Origin of the sequence: Novosphingobium sp. KA1 (assembly GCF_017309955.1) — a bacterium.
In the GTDB taxonomy this organism is placed as follows: domain Bacteria; phylum Pseudomonadota; class Alphaproteobacteria; order Sphingomonadales; family Sphingomonadaceae; genus Novosphingobium.
Genome location: NZ_CP021247.1, coordinates 1,190,759 through 1,206,689, shown reverse-complemented (window position 1 = coordinate 1,206,689; position 15,931 = coordinate 1,190,759). Strand labels below are relative to the sequence as shown.

16 protein-coding genes are annotated in these 15,931 nt (G+C 66.6%); 12 read left to right on the top strand and 4 right to left on the bottom strand.

Annotated elements, in window-relative coordinates; genetic code table 11:
* Positions 1-104: 104 nt before the first annotated feature.
* Both CA833_RS06020 and CA833_RS06015 read right to left on the bottom strand, forming a co-directional pair.
* The gene (locus tag CA833_RS06020) at positions 105-878 is read right to left on the bottom strand and encodes a MotA/TolQ/ExbB proton channel family protein (protein WP_142636810.1); all 774 of its coding nucleotides are present in this window, start codon (positions 876-878) and stop codon (positions 105-107) included.
* A 72-nt stretch (positions 879-950) separates the two neighbouring features.
* Positions 951-1,619, bottom strand: a complete 669-nt coding sequence (locus CA833_RS06015; RefSeq protein WP_142636812.1) for a TonB family protein — start codon at positions 1,617-1,619, stop codon at positions 951-953.
* A 392-nt stretch (positions 1,620-2,011) separates the two neighbouring features.
* Between CA833_RS06015 and CA833_RS06010 the strand changes: the two genes are divergently transcribed.
* A complete protein-coding gene (locus tag CA833_RS06010) occupies positions 2,012-2,869 on the top strand; it encodes a hypothetical protein (RefSeq protein WP_207079535.1) in 858 nt (285 codons plus the stop codon).
* Positions 2,870-2,945: 76 nt separating this feature from the next.
* Complete coding sequence (locus CA833_RS06005) at positions 2,946-4,253, top strand: homoserine dehydrogenase (protein ID WP_142636816.1); 1,308 nt, start codon at positions 2,946-2,948, stop codon at positions 4,251-4,253.
* 111 nt (positions 4,254-4,364) lie between these two features.
* Here CA833_RS06005 and CA833_RS06000 read toward each other — a convergent pair whose 3' ends face one another.
* Positions 4,365-4,814: a hypothetical protein gene (locus tag CA833_RS06000; RefSeq protein ID WP_242526291.1), complete on the bottom strand. Its 450-nt coding sequence runs from the start codon at positions 4,812-4,814 to the stop codon at positions 4,365-4,367.
* Positions 4,815-4,937: 123 nt separating this feature from the next.
* On the opposite strand from CA833_RS06000, the gene glpX reads away from it, so the two are divergent.
* A complete protein-coding gene (gene glpX / locus CA833_RS05995; RefSeq protein WP_142636819.1) occupies positions 4,938-5,912 on the top strand; it encodes a class II fructose-bisphosphatase in 975 nt (324 codons plus the stop codon).
* Between the two features lie 172 nt (positions 5,913-6,084).
* On the top strand, positions 6,085-7,020 hold the full coding sequence (locus CA833_RS05990) for a ribose-phosphate pyrophosphokinase (RefSeq protein WP_142636821.1): 936 nt from the start codon (positions 6,085-6,087) through the stop codon (positions 7,018-7,020).
* Between the two features lie 66 nt (positions 7,021-7,086).
* Here the strand turns inward: CA833_RS05990 and CA833_RS05985 are convergent, their stop codons facing one another.
* Positions 7,087-8,031, bottom strand: a complete 945-nt coding sequence (locus tag CA833_RS05985; protein ID WP_142636823.1) for a helix-turn-helix domain-containing protein — start codon at positions 8,029-8,031, stop codon at positions 7,087-7,089.
* Positions 8,032-8,257: 226 nt separating this feature from the next.
* Between CA833_RS05985 and hisN the strand changes: the two genes are divergently transcribed.
* From hisN to CA833_RS05945, 8 genes are all read left to right on the top strand, one after another.
* On the top strand, positions 8,258-9,043 hold the full coding sequence (gene hisN, locus CA833_RS05980; protein WP_142636825.1) for a histidinol-phosphatase: 786 nt from the start codon (positions 8,258-8,260) through the stop codon (positions 9,041-9,043).
* A gap of 7 nt (positions 9,044-9,050) precedes the next feature.
* Positions 9,051-9,482 carry a gamma-glutamylcyclotransferase family protein gene (locus CA833_RS05975; RefSeq protein WP_242526290.1) on the top strand — a complete coding sequence of 144 codons (432 nt, stop codon included), beginning with the start codon at positions 9,051-9,053 and terminating at the stop codon, positions 9,480-9,482.
* Positions 9,483-9,663: 181 nt separating this feature from the next.
* Positions 9,664-9,867 carry a 50S ribosomal protein L35 gene (gene rpmI / locus CA833_RS05970; protein ID WP_021232722.1) on the top strand — a complete coding sequence of 68 codons (204 nt, stop codon included), beginning with the start codon at positions 9,664-9,666 and terminating at the stop codon, positions 9,865-9,867.
* A gap of 13 nt (positions 9,868-9,880) precedes the next feature.
* Positions 9,881-10,240 (top strand): 50S ribosomal protein L20, encoded by a 360-nt coding sequence (gene rplT / locus CA833_RS05965; protein ID WP_142636829.1) that lies wholly within the window; start codon positions 9,881-9,883, stop codon positions 10,238-10,240.
* A 229-nt stretch (positions 10,241-10,469) separates the two neighbouring features.
* Positions 10,470-11,342, top strand: a complete 873-nt coding sequence (locus CA833_RS05960) for an AraC family transcriptional regulator (protein WP_207079533.1) — start codon at positions 10,470-10,472, stop codon at positions 11,340-11,342.
* 115 nt (positions 11,343-11,457) lie between these two features.
* On the top strand, positions 11,458-12,555 hold the full coding sequence (pheS, locus tag CA833_RS05955; protein WP_207079532.1) for a phenylalanine--tRNA ligase subunit alpha: 1,098 nt from the start codon (positions 11,458-11,460) through the stop codon (positions 12,553-12,555).
* 20 nt (positions 12,556-12,575) lie between these two features.
* Complete coding sequence (gene pheT / locus CA833_RS05950; RefSeq protein WP_207079531.1) at positions 12,576-14,987, top strand: phenylalanine--tRNA ligase subunit beta; 2,412 nt, start codon at positions 12,576-12,578, stop codon at positions 14,985-14,987.
* A gap of 44 nt (positions 14,988-15,031) precedes the next feature.
* On the top strand, positions 15,032-15,922 hold the full coding sequence (locus tag CA833_RS05945) for an aldose 1-epimerase family protein (protein WP_207079530.1): 891 nt from the start codon (positions 15,032-15,034) through the stop codon (positions 15,920-15,922).
* Positions 15,923-15,931: the final 9 nt, after the last annotated feature.

Below are 15,931 nucleotides of genomic sequence, written 5' to 3'. Positions count from 1 at the left end.
TATCCTATTCCTTGCGTTGCCCTGGGGAGGCGGCGGACGCAGCCTGCGCCGCCACCTGGGTTCCCCGTGGGCACGCCGCCCTGAAGCGGCGTACCCCGTGCTGCTTACGGCTTGGCCGGAGCAGCAGCCGGCTTGGCCGGAGCAGCGGCGGGCTTCGCCGGGGCAGCAGCAACCGCGGGCTTCACAGCGCCCTTCGAGTTGATGTTGGCAAGCAGATCGCTGGAGAAGCCGGTCAGCACTTCGGCGATGCGCTTGTTGCGGCTCTGCAGGTAGTTGTAGGCAAGAACGGCGGGAACGGCGACGATCAGGCCGAGGGCGGTCATGATCAGCGATTCACCGACGGGGCCGGCAACCTTGTCGATCGAGGCCGAACCGGCGATGCCGATGGCGATCAGGGCGCGGTAGATGCCGACGACGGTACCGAACAGACCGATGAACGGAGCGGTTGCACCGACGGTGGCGAGGAAGGGCAGGCCCTGGGCCAGGCGCGAGTTGATCGAGGCTTCCGAACGCGCGAGCGAAGCGTGCATCCAGTCGTGGGCTTCGAGCGAGTCGGTCATCTTCGAGTGCTGTTCTTCAGCAGCGATGCCGTCGTCGACGATCTGGCGCCATGCGCTGTTCTTTTCCAGCTTGGCAGCGCCTTCACGAAGGGTCGGGGCCTTCCAGAACTGGGTGCGGACGGCACCGAACTGGCGCATGATCTTGGCCTGTTCGAACCACTTGGTGAACAGGATGTAGAACGAACCGAACGACATCACGCCCATGATGATCACGGTCGCGTACGAAATGAAACCACCGGCCTGAAGAGCTTCGACGAAGCCGAACTTGTTCTGCGGCGCGGCTTCGCCAGCGGCGGCAAGGATGTCAACGATAAGCATGCGAATTACCTCTCAAGAAGAATGCAGGATTTGGCGGGACCCAGCGTCTGGTAGTCCCGGCCGTGCCGTGGATTAACTGAGCTTGTAGACGATCGACGTCGCGAAGGAGCCGCTGGTCGGGTTACCCGCGTCATCAAGAGCGGGGTTGAAACGACCGAAACGGTTCATACCTTCACAGGCGGCGGAATCGAGCTCGGGGCTGCCGCTGGAGCTGGTGACGGTGCAGCTCGAAACACGGCCATCGGGACCGATGCTGACACGCACGCCAACACGACCTTCACGTTCTTCGCGCAGGGCCTTTGCAGGGTATTCCTGGTTGAAACGCTGGGTCCAGTTGCCCTTGACCGAAGCGCCACGCGCCTTGGAGGGAGCCGGGGGAGCCGGAGGTGCCGGCGGGGCCGGAGCGGCCGGAGCCGGGATCGGAACCGCGGGCAGCGGAACCGGCGGCGGCGTGTTGACAGTCGTCACCGGCGGCGGGGCCGGCGCGATGTTGATAGGCGGCGGCGGCGCCACGATCGGCGGCGGCGGCGTATCCTGCTGCTTGGGAGGCGGCGGCGGGGGCTCTTCCTCCTTCGGTTTCTCTTCCTTGATGTCGACTGTGGTCACCTTGTTGATGACCTTTTGCGCGGCTTCGTATGCCAGACCCGTGACGAGTGCATAGCCTACAAAGACGTGAATCAGCGCGACAATGACAAGCGCGGTAATCTTGTTACCGCTCATTTGCTGGTCAGCGTAAGCCATTCAAACGCATCACTCCATTACCAAGCCCAGAACCCGCCCGGGTGCGGGACAGGTCCAAAGGCGCCCATGGCCCGCCCCGTGAGGAGAGGTCCATGACGAAACTCCAAATTACCCACCCTGACGGCTAACAGTCTGCCGATCCGTAAACGATGCAACGGGTTGGCGAACCGCGGGGCATTTTCGTTTTTTTGCCCCATTTTGCGAGTTTCCTTAGCGGTACCGTTGCTCCTGTGCAACGCCTTATCGGCAGCGGAACCGTTAACGCCCGATTCAGGGCATATAAGTTCCAAGGGTAAAAAGGGGATTTTGTCTGAGGAATGCGGCGACGAATTTGTGCCGCATGTCCCTGGCGGCTATGGCCAGCCCCCAACGTTTCCCAGAGTGAGACACCGATGCCTGCGAATCCGACCCGCGTTGCCCTCAGACTGGCATGCCTTGCCCTTGCCGCGCAGACGCTTCCGGCCCATGCGCAAGTGCAGGTCGGTGCGGCCGTGCCGGCGCGCGGGGAGCCGACTTTCGCGGATGTCGCCGATCTTGCCGATTCGTCGGCTCTGGTGGTGCGCGCGACGGTCCGCAAGATCGTGCGGGTCGAGGATGCCCGGGCGCCGGGACTGACGGCGGGCATGGGCCGTTTCTACATCAATGCCCAGACCGTGGCCTTGCTGACGGGCTCCTCGCCGATCGGCGAATCGATCGCCTATCTGGTCGACCTGCCGCTCGATGCCCGTGGCAAGCCGCCCGCGCTCAAGAAGCAGGACGTGCTGCTCTTTGCCCGCGCCGTGCCCGGCCGTCCGGGCGAGCTGCAGCTGATCACGCCGACCGCTCAGCAGCTCTGGAGCGAAGCGGCCGATGCGCGCCTGCGCGGCATCCTCAAGGCGCTCATTTCGCCCGATGCGCCGGCGCGAATCACCGGCGTGCGCGAGCTGCTCTATGTCCCGGGCAATTTGGCCGGGCAGGGCGAGACGCAGATTTTCCTCAACACCGCCAATGGCTCGGCAGCGTCGATCACCGTCGTTCACGCGCCCGGCGCGGCCCCGGCATGGGGGGTGTCGTTCTCCGAACTCGTGGCAGACGTCGGTCATCCGCCGCAGGCCGACACGCTGGAATGGTACCGCCTGGCCTGCTTCCTGCCGGCCAATCCGCCCCCGCGCGCCAATGTCTCGGAAGGTGTCGAGGCGATGCGTCAGGCCGCTGCCGACTACCGCCTCGTCCTTGCGCAACTCGGCGGTTGTCGCCGCAATCTTCGCTGAGGGCGGGGGAAGAGGCGTGAAGGTACTGGAATTTCGCGTGCGGCTCGCTTAGGGCCCGCACGCGAAAGGGAAGTCCATGGTTGAACCGCTGAATATTGCGCTGGCCGGTCTCGGCACGGTCGGGGCGGGCGTTGTCCGTCTCATCGAGACCAATGCCGAACTGATTGCCCGGCGTGCGCGCCGCCCCATCCGTATCGCCGCCGTGAGCGCGCGTGATCGCAGCAAGGACCGCGGGGTCGACCTCTCGGGCTACGACTGGGTGGACGATACCGCTGCCCTGGCCGCCCGGCCGGACGTGGACGTGGTTGTCGAGATGGTCGGCGGCTCGGACGGTCCGGCGCTGGCGCTGGCCCGCAACGCCATTGCGCAGGGCAAGGGTTTTGTCACCGCCAACAAGGCAATGATCGCGCACCACGGCCTTGAACTGGCCTCGGCGGCGGAGGCCGCGGGGGTGGCGCTCAAGTTCGAGGCGGCGGTCGCGGGGGGCATTCCGGTCATCAAGGGGCTTGCCGAAGGGGCCGCTGCCAATGCCATAGAGCGGGTCTACGGCATCCTGAACGGCACCTGCAACTACATCCTTTCGACCATGGAAGACACCGGGCGGGACTTTGGCGACGTTCTCGCCGAAGCCCAGCGCATGGGGTATGCCGAGGCCGATCCCACGTTCGACATCGAAGGTGTCGACGCCGCGCACAAGCTTTCGATCCTGGCCGCGATCGCCTTTGGTTCGCGCCTGCGTTTCGATGCGGTGGAGACCTCCGGGATCTCGCGCGTGAAAGCGGCGGATATCGAACAGGCGCGCTCGCTTGGCTACGTGATTCGCCTGATCGGCATGGGCGAGATCGACCGGACCGGTGGCGCGCCGCGCCTGTTCCAGCGGGTGCGCCCGCACCTGGTGCCGTTCGACCACCCGCTGGCCAGTGTCGACGGGGCGACCAATGCGGTCGTAGCCGAGGGCAACTTCATGGGCCGGCTGCTGTTCCAGGGGGCCGGTGCCGGCGACGGTCCGACCGCCAGCGCGGTGGTTGCCGACATCATCGACATTGCGCGCGGCGAAAAAGGCGCGGCGTTCTCCATGCCGGCAGGCGAGCTCGAGGCGATGGAGCCGGCCGAGACCGGCCATCGCCGCAGCCGCAGCTACATCCGTTTCACCGTGCCGGACCGTCCGGGCGTGCTGGCCGACATCACCGCGGCCATGCGTGATGCCGGGGTGTCGATCGCCAGCATGATCCAGAAGGGGCTCGCCGGGCAGGAGGGCGAGGTGATCCTTGCCATCGTCACCCATGAAGGGCCGGAATCGGCGGTCTGCGAGGCGATGCGGGTGCTGGAGGGGTCGCAGAGCCTGACCGCCGCGCCGCTGGTGATGCAGATCATCGAGGGATAGATGGGCCGTTTGGAAATTCGCTGAAGGGCGATTTTCGACGGGCCGGTCCAGAACCGTCGCGGACGCCCCGGCTCCTCCCAGAGCCGGGGCGTCCGTCCTTCCGGCGGCGCCTCAATGCGCGCGCAGTTCGCCCTTGGCGACGAGATCGGCGTCCGATCCGGCAGGAGCCTCGGGAATCTGCGAAAGGTCGATGATCAGCGGCTGGGCGGGCGGGCAGGGCGGAATGAAGCAGCCCTTGGCCACCGTCACGCCGGGCATGTGCTTTTCGAAATCGGGTGCGCGCAGCCGTCCGTCGTTGGTCCCGGCCTTGCCGGTCGGATCGCTGTCCGCCGTCGATTCGACGCGGAACTGGTCTTCATCGGGGGCGCAGACGACGATTTCCCCGGCGCGCGTGTTGCGCACGCAGGCGCGGTGGCTGCGATCCGGGGTGATCCGGCCGCCACCTGCCATCATCTTTTCGGCGATGGCCTTGTCCGCATCCGAGATGGTGCTGCCCGTCGTCGCGGCGGTGCCGGACGAGGCCGTTGCGGCCGCCGAACCGGCCGGGTTTTCCTGCGCCATCGCGGCAGCGGGAGAGAGGGTCGCGATTGCGAATAGCGCGCGCCATATCCTCGACAAGTGGTATTCCTCTGTCTAATCCCCCTCCCCGAACCTTATCCCTCCACGCCTTCATGCGGAGTGTTCATGCCCGAAGCAAGCAAAGTCCTCGATCGCGTCCTCGTTCTCGAGATGGTGCGCGTGACCGAGGCGGCGGCCATCGCGGCTTCGGAGCTGGTCGGCAGGGGCGACGAGAAGGCGGCGGACCATGCCGCGGTGGAGGCCATGCGCAAGGCCTTCGACACGCTCTACATGGACGGCACCGTGGTGATCGGCGAGGGTGAGCGCGACGAGGCGCCGATGCTGTTCATCGGCGAGAAGGTCGGCGGCGCTCCCGGGCGCGGCCCGAAGATCGACATCGCGCTCGATCCGCTGGAGGGCACCACGATCACTGCCAAGGCCGGTCCCAATGCGCTGGCGGTGCTGGCGGCGGCGGAAGAGGGCGGCCTGCTCAACGCGCCCGACGTTTACATGGAAAAGCTGGCGATCGGCCCGGGCTATCCCGAGGACCTGATCGACCTCACCAGGAGCCCGACCGAGAACGTCCAGGCGGTCGCCGCCGCCAAGGGCGTGAAGCCCGAGGAAATCATCGTCTGCGTGCTCGATCGTCCGCGCCATGCCGGACTGATCGCCGAACTGCGCGGTATCGGCTGCGGTGTCGTGCTGATCGGCGACGGCGACGTCGCCGGGGTGATTGCGGTGACCGACGAGAACACCACGATCGACATGTACATGGGTTCGGGCGGGGCACCGGAAGGCGTGCTGGCGGCCGCGGCGCTGCGCTGCGTCGGCGGCCAGATGCAGGGGCGCCTGCTGTTCCGCAACGACGACGAGCGGGCCCGTGCCCGCAAGTGGGGCATCGAGGACCTCGACAAGATCTACAAGCTGCGCGATCTCGCCAAGGGCGACTGCATCTTCGCGGCGACCGGCGTGACCGACGGTTCGCTGCTGGCGGGCGTCAAGCGCCTCAAGGGCGGTACGATGACGACCGAGAGCGTGGTCATGCGCGCGAGCTCCGGCACGGTCCGCTGGATCAAGGGCGAGCACCGCCTTCGCGGCTGAATTTCAGGTGCTTGACGGCAGGAAGGCCGGCCCGCGCAAGGCTGCGGGCCGGCCTTCCTGCGTCCGGGTCACGGTGACGCGGCGTCGCTTTGATGTTGCAATCCGATGACTCATGGCTAGAGGCGGGCGCGTTCAGCCACCCATCACTTCCACGCCGTCTCGGGGATTCGCCATGAAGATCATGTCCGGCAACAGCAACCTTCCGCTCGCGCGGGCCATCGCAGCCTATCTCGAGCTGCCGCTGACGGACGCGGCCGTACGCCGCTTCGCCGACGAGGAAATCTTCGTCGAAATCCACGAGAACGTCCGCGGCGAGGACGTGTTCATCGTGCAGCCGACCAGCTATCCGGTGAACGACAACCTGATGGAGCTGCTGATCTGCATCGATGCGCTGCGCCGCGCGTCTGCCAAGCGGATCACCGCCGTGGTGCCTTACTTCGGTTATGCCCGCCAGGACCGCAAGCCCGGCCCGCGTACGCCGATCTCGGCCAAGCTGGTCGCCAACCTGCTGACCGAGGCGGGTGCCGACCGCGTCCTCTCGGTCGACCTGCACGCCGGCCAGATCCAGGGCTTCTTCGACATCCCGACCGACAACCTGTTTGCCGCGCCGGTCATGGCTGCCGACATCCAGGCCCGCTACGGCGACCAGTCGCTGATGGTGGTCTCGCCCGACGTCGGCGGTGTGGTTCGCGCCCGCGCGCTGGCCAAGCGTCTCGACAACGCCCCGCTCGCCATCGTCGACAAGCGCCGTGACAAGCCCGGCCAGTCGGAAGTGATGAACATCATCGGCGACGTGAAGGGCCGCGCCTGCATCCTGATCGACGACATCATCGATTCGGGCGGCACCCTGTGCAACGCGGCCCAGGCGCTGATGGACGAGGGCGCCACCAGCGTCACCGCCTACATCACCCACGGCGTGCTGTCGGGTGCGGCGGTCAGCCGCGTCACCAACTCGGCGCTCAAGGAACTGGTCATCACCGATTCGATCCAGGCCACCGAGGACGCCAAGGCTTCGGACAAGATCCGCATCCTGACGATCGCCCCGCTGATCGGCGAGGCGATCCGCCGCATCGCCGACGAAAGCTCGGTCTCGAGCCTGTTCGACTGAGGACCGGTCTCCGGATCGAAGGCATTCAGGGCCCGGGACGCAAGTTCCGGGCCTTTCCTTTGTTGGCTACTGCCAGGGGCGCGTCTGCCCCGGCTGCAGGCGCTTGAGCATTTCCAGCCGCCGCGCCTGGCGCGCCTCCAGGATCAGCGTGAGGATCGGCTGCGGGCGCTTCACGAATTGGCTGGGCGACATGCCGAACAGTTCGGTGAACTCGTGGATCAGGTGGCTTTCGTCGTAATAGCGCAGGGCGATCTCGTCGGCCTCCTCGGCATCGACAACACCGCGCAGATAGCTTGCCATGTCCAGCGCGCGGGCGCGGCGCAGGACCTGCTTGGGGGACATCCCGAAGTCACGGTTGACCACACGTTCGAGAGTACGCCGCTCCACCCCGCATTCGCGCGCGGCATCGGCGACGGTGATCGAGGGGGAGCGGTAAGTGATCGTCTCGAAGCGGGCGGTGACCGGATCGGGCGGCGGACAGTCCATCTGCTCGATGCGGTGGCGGAAGGTCTGCTCCAGCCGTTGCAGCCATGCCTCGGGACATCCATCCGGCCCAAGCATCGCCAAGTAGCATTCCGAGGGAATCGACACCGCGCTGGTCGAGACCAGCCTGTCCACGTAGTCGCTTATGCGCGGGCCCTGCATGGCGGTGCAGGCACCGGGGCGAAAGGCAATGCCCACGCTGGTGAAACTGCCGGTCACCGTGATCGGCATGCGGTGGGTCTGCGGGCCGAGGAACAGGGCGGCCTTCTCGAATGCATGTTCGCCGTCCGCTGCCTTGGCGGTCCACTTGCCGTCGATCTGGATGCGCAGGGTAGCCGTGTCGCTGAACAGCCCGCACGACAGGGTGTATCCGGCGGGGGCGGCGACGCGCGACACGTAGAGGCGCGCGATCCACGGCGCGAGGTCGACTGCCGGGGCGCGATTGTACGACAGTGGCTGGCCGTTACGGGCAAACCCCTGCTCCGGCGCCAGGGCCGGGTCGACGGCTGGAATGGATCTTTGCAGCATGCCCCTACTCTTGCAGAAGGTGTGCTTCTGCCATGCCGGGATAAATGGGGCGGCATGGCGCTGCAATGTGTGAAAAACACATAAGGTCCGGTTCAGGGGTGATTTCCGGGTGCGGGGATGCGGCGTGGGGACGGGCTCGACGCTGGCCGGACGCTGGCCCGATGCTGGCTGGGAGGGGATCGCGTGCCGCTTGACCGCGCCGGGCTGGAAAAGGCACAGGAGCGGCATGAAACTCGATCAGGATATCGCTCTCGCCATGCGACTCGCCGATGCGGCGGGCGAGGCGATCCGCCCGCATTTCCGCTCCGGCCTTACCGCCGAGCGCAAGTCCGACGCGTCTCCCGTCACCATCGCCGACCAGGCGGCCGAGGAGGCGATGCGCCGCATCCTCAAGGCCGAGGTGCCGCAGGACGGGATCATCGGTGAGGAGTTCGGCACCGAGGAAGGCACGTCGCGGCGGACCTGGGTGCTCGATCCGATCGACGGCACCGTCTCGTTCATTGCCGGGCGTCCGATCTTCGGCACGCTGATCGCGCTGCTGGTCGACGGCTGGCCGGTGCTGGGGGTCATCGACCAGCCGATCCTGCGTGAGCGCTGGGTCGGCGCCAGCGGGGCGGCGACGACGTTCAACGGCCAGCAAGTGCGCACCCGCGCCTGCCGCGAACTGTCGGAGGCGATGCTGGCGACGACCGGGCCGCAGTACTTCAACGACCACGAGGGCGAGCACTTCATGGCGTTGGCCGCCAGAACCGATCACAAGCGCATGATGATGGGCGGCGACTGCTACAATTATGGCCTGCTTGCCTCGGGCCAACTCGACCTGATCTGCGAAGCCGGGCTCAAGCTGCACGACTGGGCGGCGCTGGTGCCCATCGTCGAGGGTGCGGGCGGGACGATGTGCGACTGGAACGGCGACCCGCTGCATCAGCAGTCCGAAGGCCATGTGCTGGCCATCGGCGATGCGGCGCGGCTCGAGGATGTGGTCGAGGCGATGGCCTGCCACCACCACTGAGCCGATCTTGGCGCAGGACCTGTTTGTCTACGGTACGCTCCAGCCCCATGCCGGAACGCGCATGGGGGAGTGGATCGCGGCGCGCTTGGTCCATGCCGAGCCGGCATGGGCGCCGGGCCGGATTTTTGCCGTGAAGGGCGGAAATGGCTGGTTCCCTGCGCTTCTGCCGGCGCGCTCCGGCGCCAGGGTGCGGGGCACGCTGTGCCGACTGGACTTGCGGCCGGGCGATCTTGCCCGGCTGGACCGCTACGAGGGGCGCGAGTATCGCCGGATCTGCCTGCCGGTACGTCTTGCCTCGGGGCGCCGGGCGCCGGCGCAAATCTATGTCTGGCGTGCCCCGCAGCCCAAGGCCGCGCCGGTGATCCGCGATGGGGATTACCTCGGCTGGCTGGCCAGGACCGGCCGGCAGCCTTTCACCACGCTGCGCAATGGCACCTGAGGCCGCGAAATCCGCGAGGACGGCGCGAGATGGTCGGCAGGGCTTGCGCTGCGGGCCATCTCCCCCTAAAGGCGCGCCCTTCAATCGACACGGTTGAGTCTCCGCAAGGGGATTCGCTCGTCCGCCTGGCGAAAAGGGCTGCCATGGCTGACTGGACGTGTCTGCTGCGAAAGGAAACGAAATGCCCAAGCTGAAGACCAAGAGCGGTGTGAAGAAGCGCTTCAAGCTCACCGCCACCGGCAAGGTGAAGCACGGCGTCGCCGGCAAGCGTCACCGCCTCATGAGCCACAACGGCAAGTACATCCGCCAGAATCGCGGCACCGAAGTCATCTCTGACGCCGATGCAAAGACGATCAAGAAGTGGGCGCCCTACGGGCTCAACTGAGGAGTACTGACCTATGAGCCGTATTAAGAGGGGTGTTACCACCCGCGCCAAGCACAAGCGTATTCTGGACCAGGCCAAGGGTTACCGCGGCCGTCGGAAGAACACGATCCGCGTTGCCCGCCAGGCCGTCGAAAAGGCTGGCCAGTACGCGTACCGCGACCGCAAGGTCAAGAAGCGCACCTTCCGCGCCCTGTGGATCCAGCGTATCAACGCTGCCGTCCGCGCCGAAGGCCTGACCTACTCGCAGTTCATCCACGGCGCCAAGCTCGCCGGTATCGAACTGGATCGTAAGTCGATGGCCGACCTCGCCATGAACGAGGGTTCGGTGTTCTCGGCCGTGATCGCTCAGGCAAAGGCTGCTCTGCCGGCCTAAGTCGATCGTTTCGGGGCCTTTCGAGGCTCTGAAATCGCGATCCGCGAAACAGTTACGGGGCGCGGGCGCTATGGCGTCCGCGCCCCGAATTGTTTCTGCTTTCATTGTTTTAACGGCACGGGCGCGCCGAATTGCTTTGCGCGCTTGGTCAAGAGCCTGTAATTTTTCGGCGCGAGGGGCAGTCGACATTGCCGTGACGACAAGCAGGGGCAGTGACAAGAAGCAGGGAATGGCAGCCAGGCGGGTCATCATCCAGTACTGCCCGGTCCCTCCGGGGCTTGAGCGCTACGTAACCGCCTTGTTCTACTGCGACGTCGATCTCGGCGCCGATGAGCGCCTGCACGACGTCCTGTGCCCCGATTGGGCGACCTTCCGGTTCCATTATGGCTCACCCGTGCGGGCAAGCACCCGATCCGGCTGCCGGATCGATGGCAGTCGCTTCACCGTGAGCGGGCCGCGCGCCCAGGAAGTGCGTTTCTCGATGGGAACGGCGCGGCAATGGGGGTTCCGGGTAACCCCGCTGGGTTGGGCCGCCCTCATCGATGCCCCGGCCTATCTTTATGCCGACAGGTTGGTGGACGGCGATGTCGATGCGGTATTTGCGCGGTTCCTGCCGCTCCATGGCCTGCTGTCCGATGTTGATGTTTCGCCCGGGGTCCATCTCGATTGCCTGATCGCGTTCCTGGCCGGGCTGGAACTGCGGGAGGTGGCGCACGAGGCGTTGATCGTCGCGATCGGCGATGCCGTCCTCGATCCGGAGCTGCGCACCGCGGTTGACCTTGCCGCGGCAGTGGGCGCGCATCCGCGCATGGTCGAGCGGGTGTGCCGGGCCGCTTTCGGTTTCTCGCCCAAGCTGCTGCTGCGTCGCCAGCGTTTCCTGCGCAGTGTCGAGCAGTTTACCGAGGCGCCGGCGCTGAAGTGGATCGGGGCGATGGACGAGGCCTACCACGATCAGGCCCAGTTCGTTCGCGATTTCAAGGCCTTCATGGGGATGACCCCGCGCGAGTATGCAGCGCTTGAAAAGCCCTTGACGGAAACGCTCATGCGCGAGCGGGTTCGGCTCGGCCGGACGGGCATGGGGCGGCGGTTCCGGGCGGGCTGATCGGGGGGCAGCCATGCTGCCCCTGCAGGCGCGGCGCGCTCTCGCCGTTGCGATTCTCGCGCGCTCCCCCTAAGGACCGCGCTTCCAGATATCAGCAACAGTCAGGCAGACACCAGTGGACTACGCAGCAACCGGCCAGGAGGCGCTCTCGCGGATCGCGGAAGCATCCGATCTCGATACGCTGGAGGCACTGCGTGTCGAGTTTCTGGGCAAGCAGGGTTCGATCTCCGGCCTGCTCAAGACGCTGGGCAAGCTCGATCCCGAAGAGCGCAAGGTCGAAGGCCCCAAGATCCATGGTCTGCGCGAGAGCGTGAACGATGCGCTCGGCGCCCGCAAGGACGTGCTGGAGACGGCGGCGCTGAACGCCCGTCTTGCCTCCGAGACCATCGATCTCTCGCTGCCCGCGCCCGAAGCGCCGCGCGGCACCGTTCACCCGATCTCGCAAGTGATGGACGAGATCGCCGAAATCTTCGCCGACCTCGGCTTCTCGGTCGCCACCGGGCCGGAGATCGAGGACGACTGGCATAACTTCACCGCGCTCAACATGCCGGAAAGCCATCCGGCACGCGCGATGCACGACACGTTCTATTTCCCGGACCGCGACGCCAAGAACCGCGAGATGCTGCTGCGCACGCACACCTCCCCGGTGCAGATGCGCACCATGCTCGCGCAAGGCGCCCCTCTGCGCATCATCGCGCCGGGCCGCGTCTACCGTTCGGACAGCGACGCCACCCACACGCCGATGTTCCACCAGGTCGAAGGTCTGGTGATCGACAAGGACGTCCACCTCGGCCACCTCAAGTGGACGCTGGAGACCTTCCTGAAGGCGTTCTTCGAGCGTGAGGACATCGTCCTGCGCCTGCGCCCCAGCTACTTCCCCTTCACCGAGCCTTCGGTGGAAGCGGACATCGGCTTCACCCTGATCGACGGCAAGCGCGTGATCGGCGGCGACCCGTCGAAGGGCGAGGGCGGCTGGATGGAAGTGCTCGGCTCGGGCATGGTCAACCGCCGCGTCATCGAATTTGCCGGGCTCGATCCCGACGAATGGCAGGGTTTCGCCTTCGGCATCGGCATCGATCGCCTTGCCATGCTGAAGTACGGCATGGACGACTTGCGCGCCTTCTTTGACGGCGATGTGCGCTGGCTCTCCCACTACGGTTTCTCCGCCCTCGACGTGCCGACCCTTTCGGGCGGCGTTGGCACTCCGGCCTGAGCGCGGGAAGGATCTAGAAAATGAAGTTCTCGCTTTCCTGGCTCAAGCAGTACCTTGAGACCGACGCCTCGCTTGAGGATATCGCCCTGAAGCTCAACGCCATCGGCCTTGAGGTCGAAGGCATCGAAGACCCTGCCGCCAAGCTGGCCGGTTTCCGTGTGGCCAAGGTGCTGACCGCGGACAAGCATCCGCAGGCGGACAAGCTGCAGGTCCTCACCGTCGATACGGGTGAGGGCGTGCTGCAGGTCGTCTGCGGCGCACCCAATGCGCGTGCGGGCCTTGTCGGCGTGCTGGGCCTTGCCGGTGCGACCGTGCCCGCCAATGGCATGGTGCTGAAGGTCGCCGCCGTGCGCGGCGTCGAATCGAACGGCATGATGTGCTCCACGCGCGAGCTGGAGCTTGGCGAAGACCACGACGGCATCATCGAACTGCCCGAGGACGCGCCGGTCGGCACGCCTTTCGCGGACTACCACGGCGCCGATCCGGTGATCGAGGTCGCCATCACCCCCAACCGCCCGGACTGCATGGGCGTCTACGGCATCGCCCGCGATCTGGCCGCCTCCGGCCTCGGCACGCTGAAGCCGATCGAGGTGCTGGACATCGCCGGCAGCTTCCCCTGCCCGGTGGACGTGCGCACCGACGATGCCGAGGGTTGCCCGGCGTTCTACGGCCGCGTGATCAAGGGCGTGAAGAACGGCCCTTCGCCGCAGTGGCTGCAGGACCGGTTGAAGGCGGCAGGGCAGCGTCCGATCTCGGCGCTGGTCGATGCCACCAACTACCTGATGCTGGCCTATGGTCGCCCGGCCCACGCCTATGACTTTGCCAAGCTGAGCGGCGCCGTCGTCGCGCGCCGCGCCAAGGACGGTGAGACGGTCGTCGCGCTGAACGAGAAGACCTACACGCTCGACGCCGAGATGACCGTGATCGCCGACGATTCAGGCGTGCACGACATCGCCGGGATCATGGGCGGCGAGCATTCGGGCTGCGGCGACGAGACCACCGATGTCCTGCTCGAAATCGCCTATTTCGATCCCGAGCGCATCGCCAAGACCGGCCGCAAGCTCAACCTCACCTCGGACGCGCGCAGCCGTTTCGAGCGTGGGATCGATCCGAATTTCCTCGATACCGGCCTCGACCACCTCACCAAGCTGATCCAGACGCTGTGCGGCGGTGAAGCTTCGCAGGCGGTGCGCAGCGGTGCGGCTCCGTCGACGCCGAAGATCGTGCACTTCGATCGGGCGCTGACCGAGAAGCTGGGCGGGGTGGCCATCGAGCCGGCCGAACAGCAGCGTATCCTGGAGAGCCTTGGCTTCGCTGTCGTCGGGCAAGAAGCCGGCTTTGATAAGGCATGGGCCGTGACCGTTCCCGGCTGGCGTCCCGATGTGGACGGCGCCCCCGACATCGTCGAGGAAGTCGTCCGCATTCACGGTCTCGACAAGGTTGCCAGCGTCGCCTTGCCGCGCGTTGACGGCGTTGCCCGTCCGACCGCCACGCCGACGCAGGCGCTGGAACGCCGCGTTCGCCGCGCCGCTGCCGCGCGCGGTCTGCACGAAGCGGTTACCTGGTCGTTCCTGCCCTTGGCCGAAGCCGATGCTTTCGCGGAAGGTAACGGCGCGCTCTGGACGCTGGCCAACCCGATCAGCGAGGACATGAAGGTCATGCGGCCGTCGCTGCTGCCGGGCCTGCTGATGGCGGCCAAGCGCAACCTCGATCGCGGTGCGGCCTCGCTGCGCCTGTTCGAACTCGGCCGTCGCTATCTGCGCGGCGAGGGCGGTGCGAGCGACGAGCGTCTGGCGCTGGGCTTCGTGCTGGCCGGCGAGAAGGTCGCGCGCGGCTGGGCAACCGGCAAGGCGGCGATGTTCGACGCCTACGACGCCAAGGCCGAAGTCACCGCGCTGCTGGCTGAGGCCGGTGCTCCGGTCGAAAAGCTGCAGGTCATGGGTGAGGCTGGTTCGCAGTTCCACCCCGGCCAGTCGGCCACGCTGCGCCTTGGGCCCAAGAACGTGCTGGCGCGCTTCGGTATGCTGCACCCGGCGGTTGCCAAGCAGTTCGATATCGAAGGCCCGGTGGCGATTGCCGAGATCTATCTCGACGCCATCCCCGGCAAGAAGGGCGCCGCCACCTTCGCCCGTACCCGCTACGCGCCCCCGGCGCTGCAGGCGGTGACGCGCGACTATGCGTTCCTGGTGCCGGCGGAACTGCCCGCTGGTGACCTCGTCCGCATGGTTGCGGGTGCGGACAAGGTGAACATCGTCTCGGCCCGCCTCTTCGACGATTTCCGCGGGACCGGCGTGCCGGAAGGGCAGAAGTCGCTCGCGCTCGAAGTCACTCTCCAGCCGCTCGAAAAGAGCTACAAGGAAGAGGACCTCAAGGCGATCAGCGACAAGGTGACCGCCGCCGCCGCCAAGCTCGGAGCCGTGCTGCGCGGTTGAACGGGCGGCTGAAGGGGCTGCTGGGGAAAAAGGGAAGATCGCCGGTGACAGACGTGGAATTCGTGACCATCACCGCCGGCGATCTGACCGCGCGCATCGCCACGTTCGGGGCGGAACTCTGGTCGCTGGCCGACCGGACCGGCCGCGAATACATGACCGATGCCGATCCGGCATTCTGGACCGGCCATGCGCCGATCCTGTTCCCGATCGTTGGCGCGCTCAATGGCGATCGCTATCGGCTGGACGGGCAGGATTACAAACTGCCCCGCCACGGCTTTGCCCGCCATTCGACCTTCGAAGTGGTCGAGCAGGACGAGGGCGCGGTTCGCCTGCGCCTGCGCGACAGCGAGGGCACGCGCAAAGCTTATCCTTTCGCTTTCGTGCTCGACCTCGTGTTCCGCATCGACGGCGCGACGCTGCATGTGGCGGCGGAAGTCTCCAACTCCGGCGATGCGCCGATGCCGTTCAGCCTTGGCTATCACCCCGCCTTCGCCTGGCCGCTGCCCGGCGGCGCACCCAAGGCGGAACACACGATCGCTTTCGAACAGGCCGAACCGCAGCCGGTCCGCCGCATCGATCCGGCCACCGGCCTCGTCCTGCCGGAGCCGGTGCCGACGCTGGTGGAAGGCCACCTCTACCGTCCCGATGCCGTGCATTTCGTCGAGGACGCGGTGATCTGGGACCGGCTTGCCAGCCGCGCGCTGACTTTCGGCGCGCCCGGTGGCGGCCAGCTTGCGGTGGCTTTCCCGGACATGCCGATGCTGGGCATCTGGCAGAAGCCGGGCGCCAATTACCTCTGCATCGAGCCCTGGCAGGGCCACGCCGACCCGCTGGGCTATTCCGGCGATTTCCGCGCCAAGCCGGGCATGCTCTCGCTGGCGCCCGGCGCCAGCCGCCGTTTTCGCATGGACGTGACCGTCCTGACCGCTGATTGAAGGAGACCT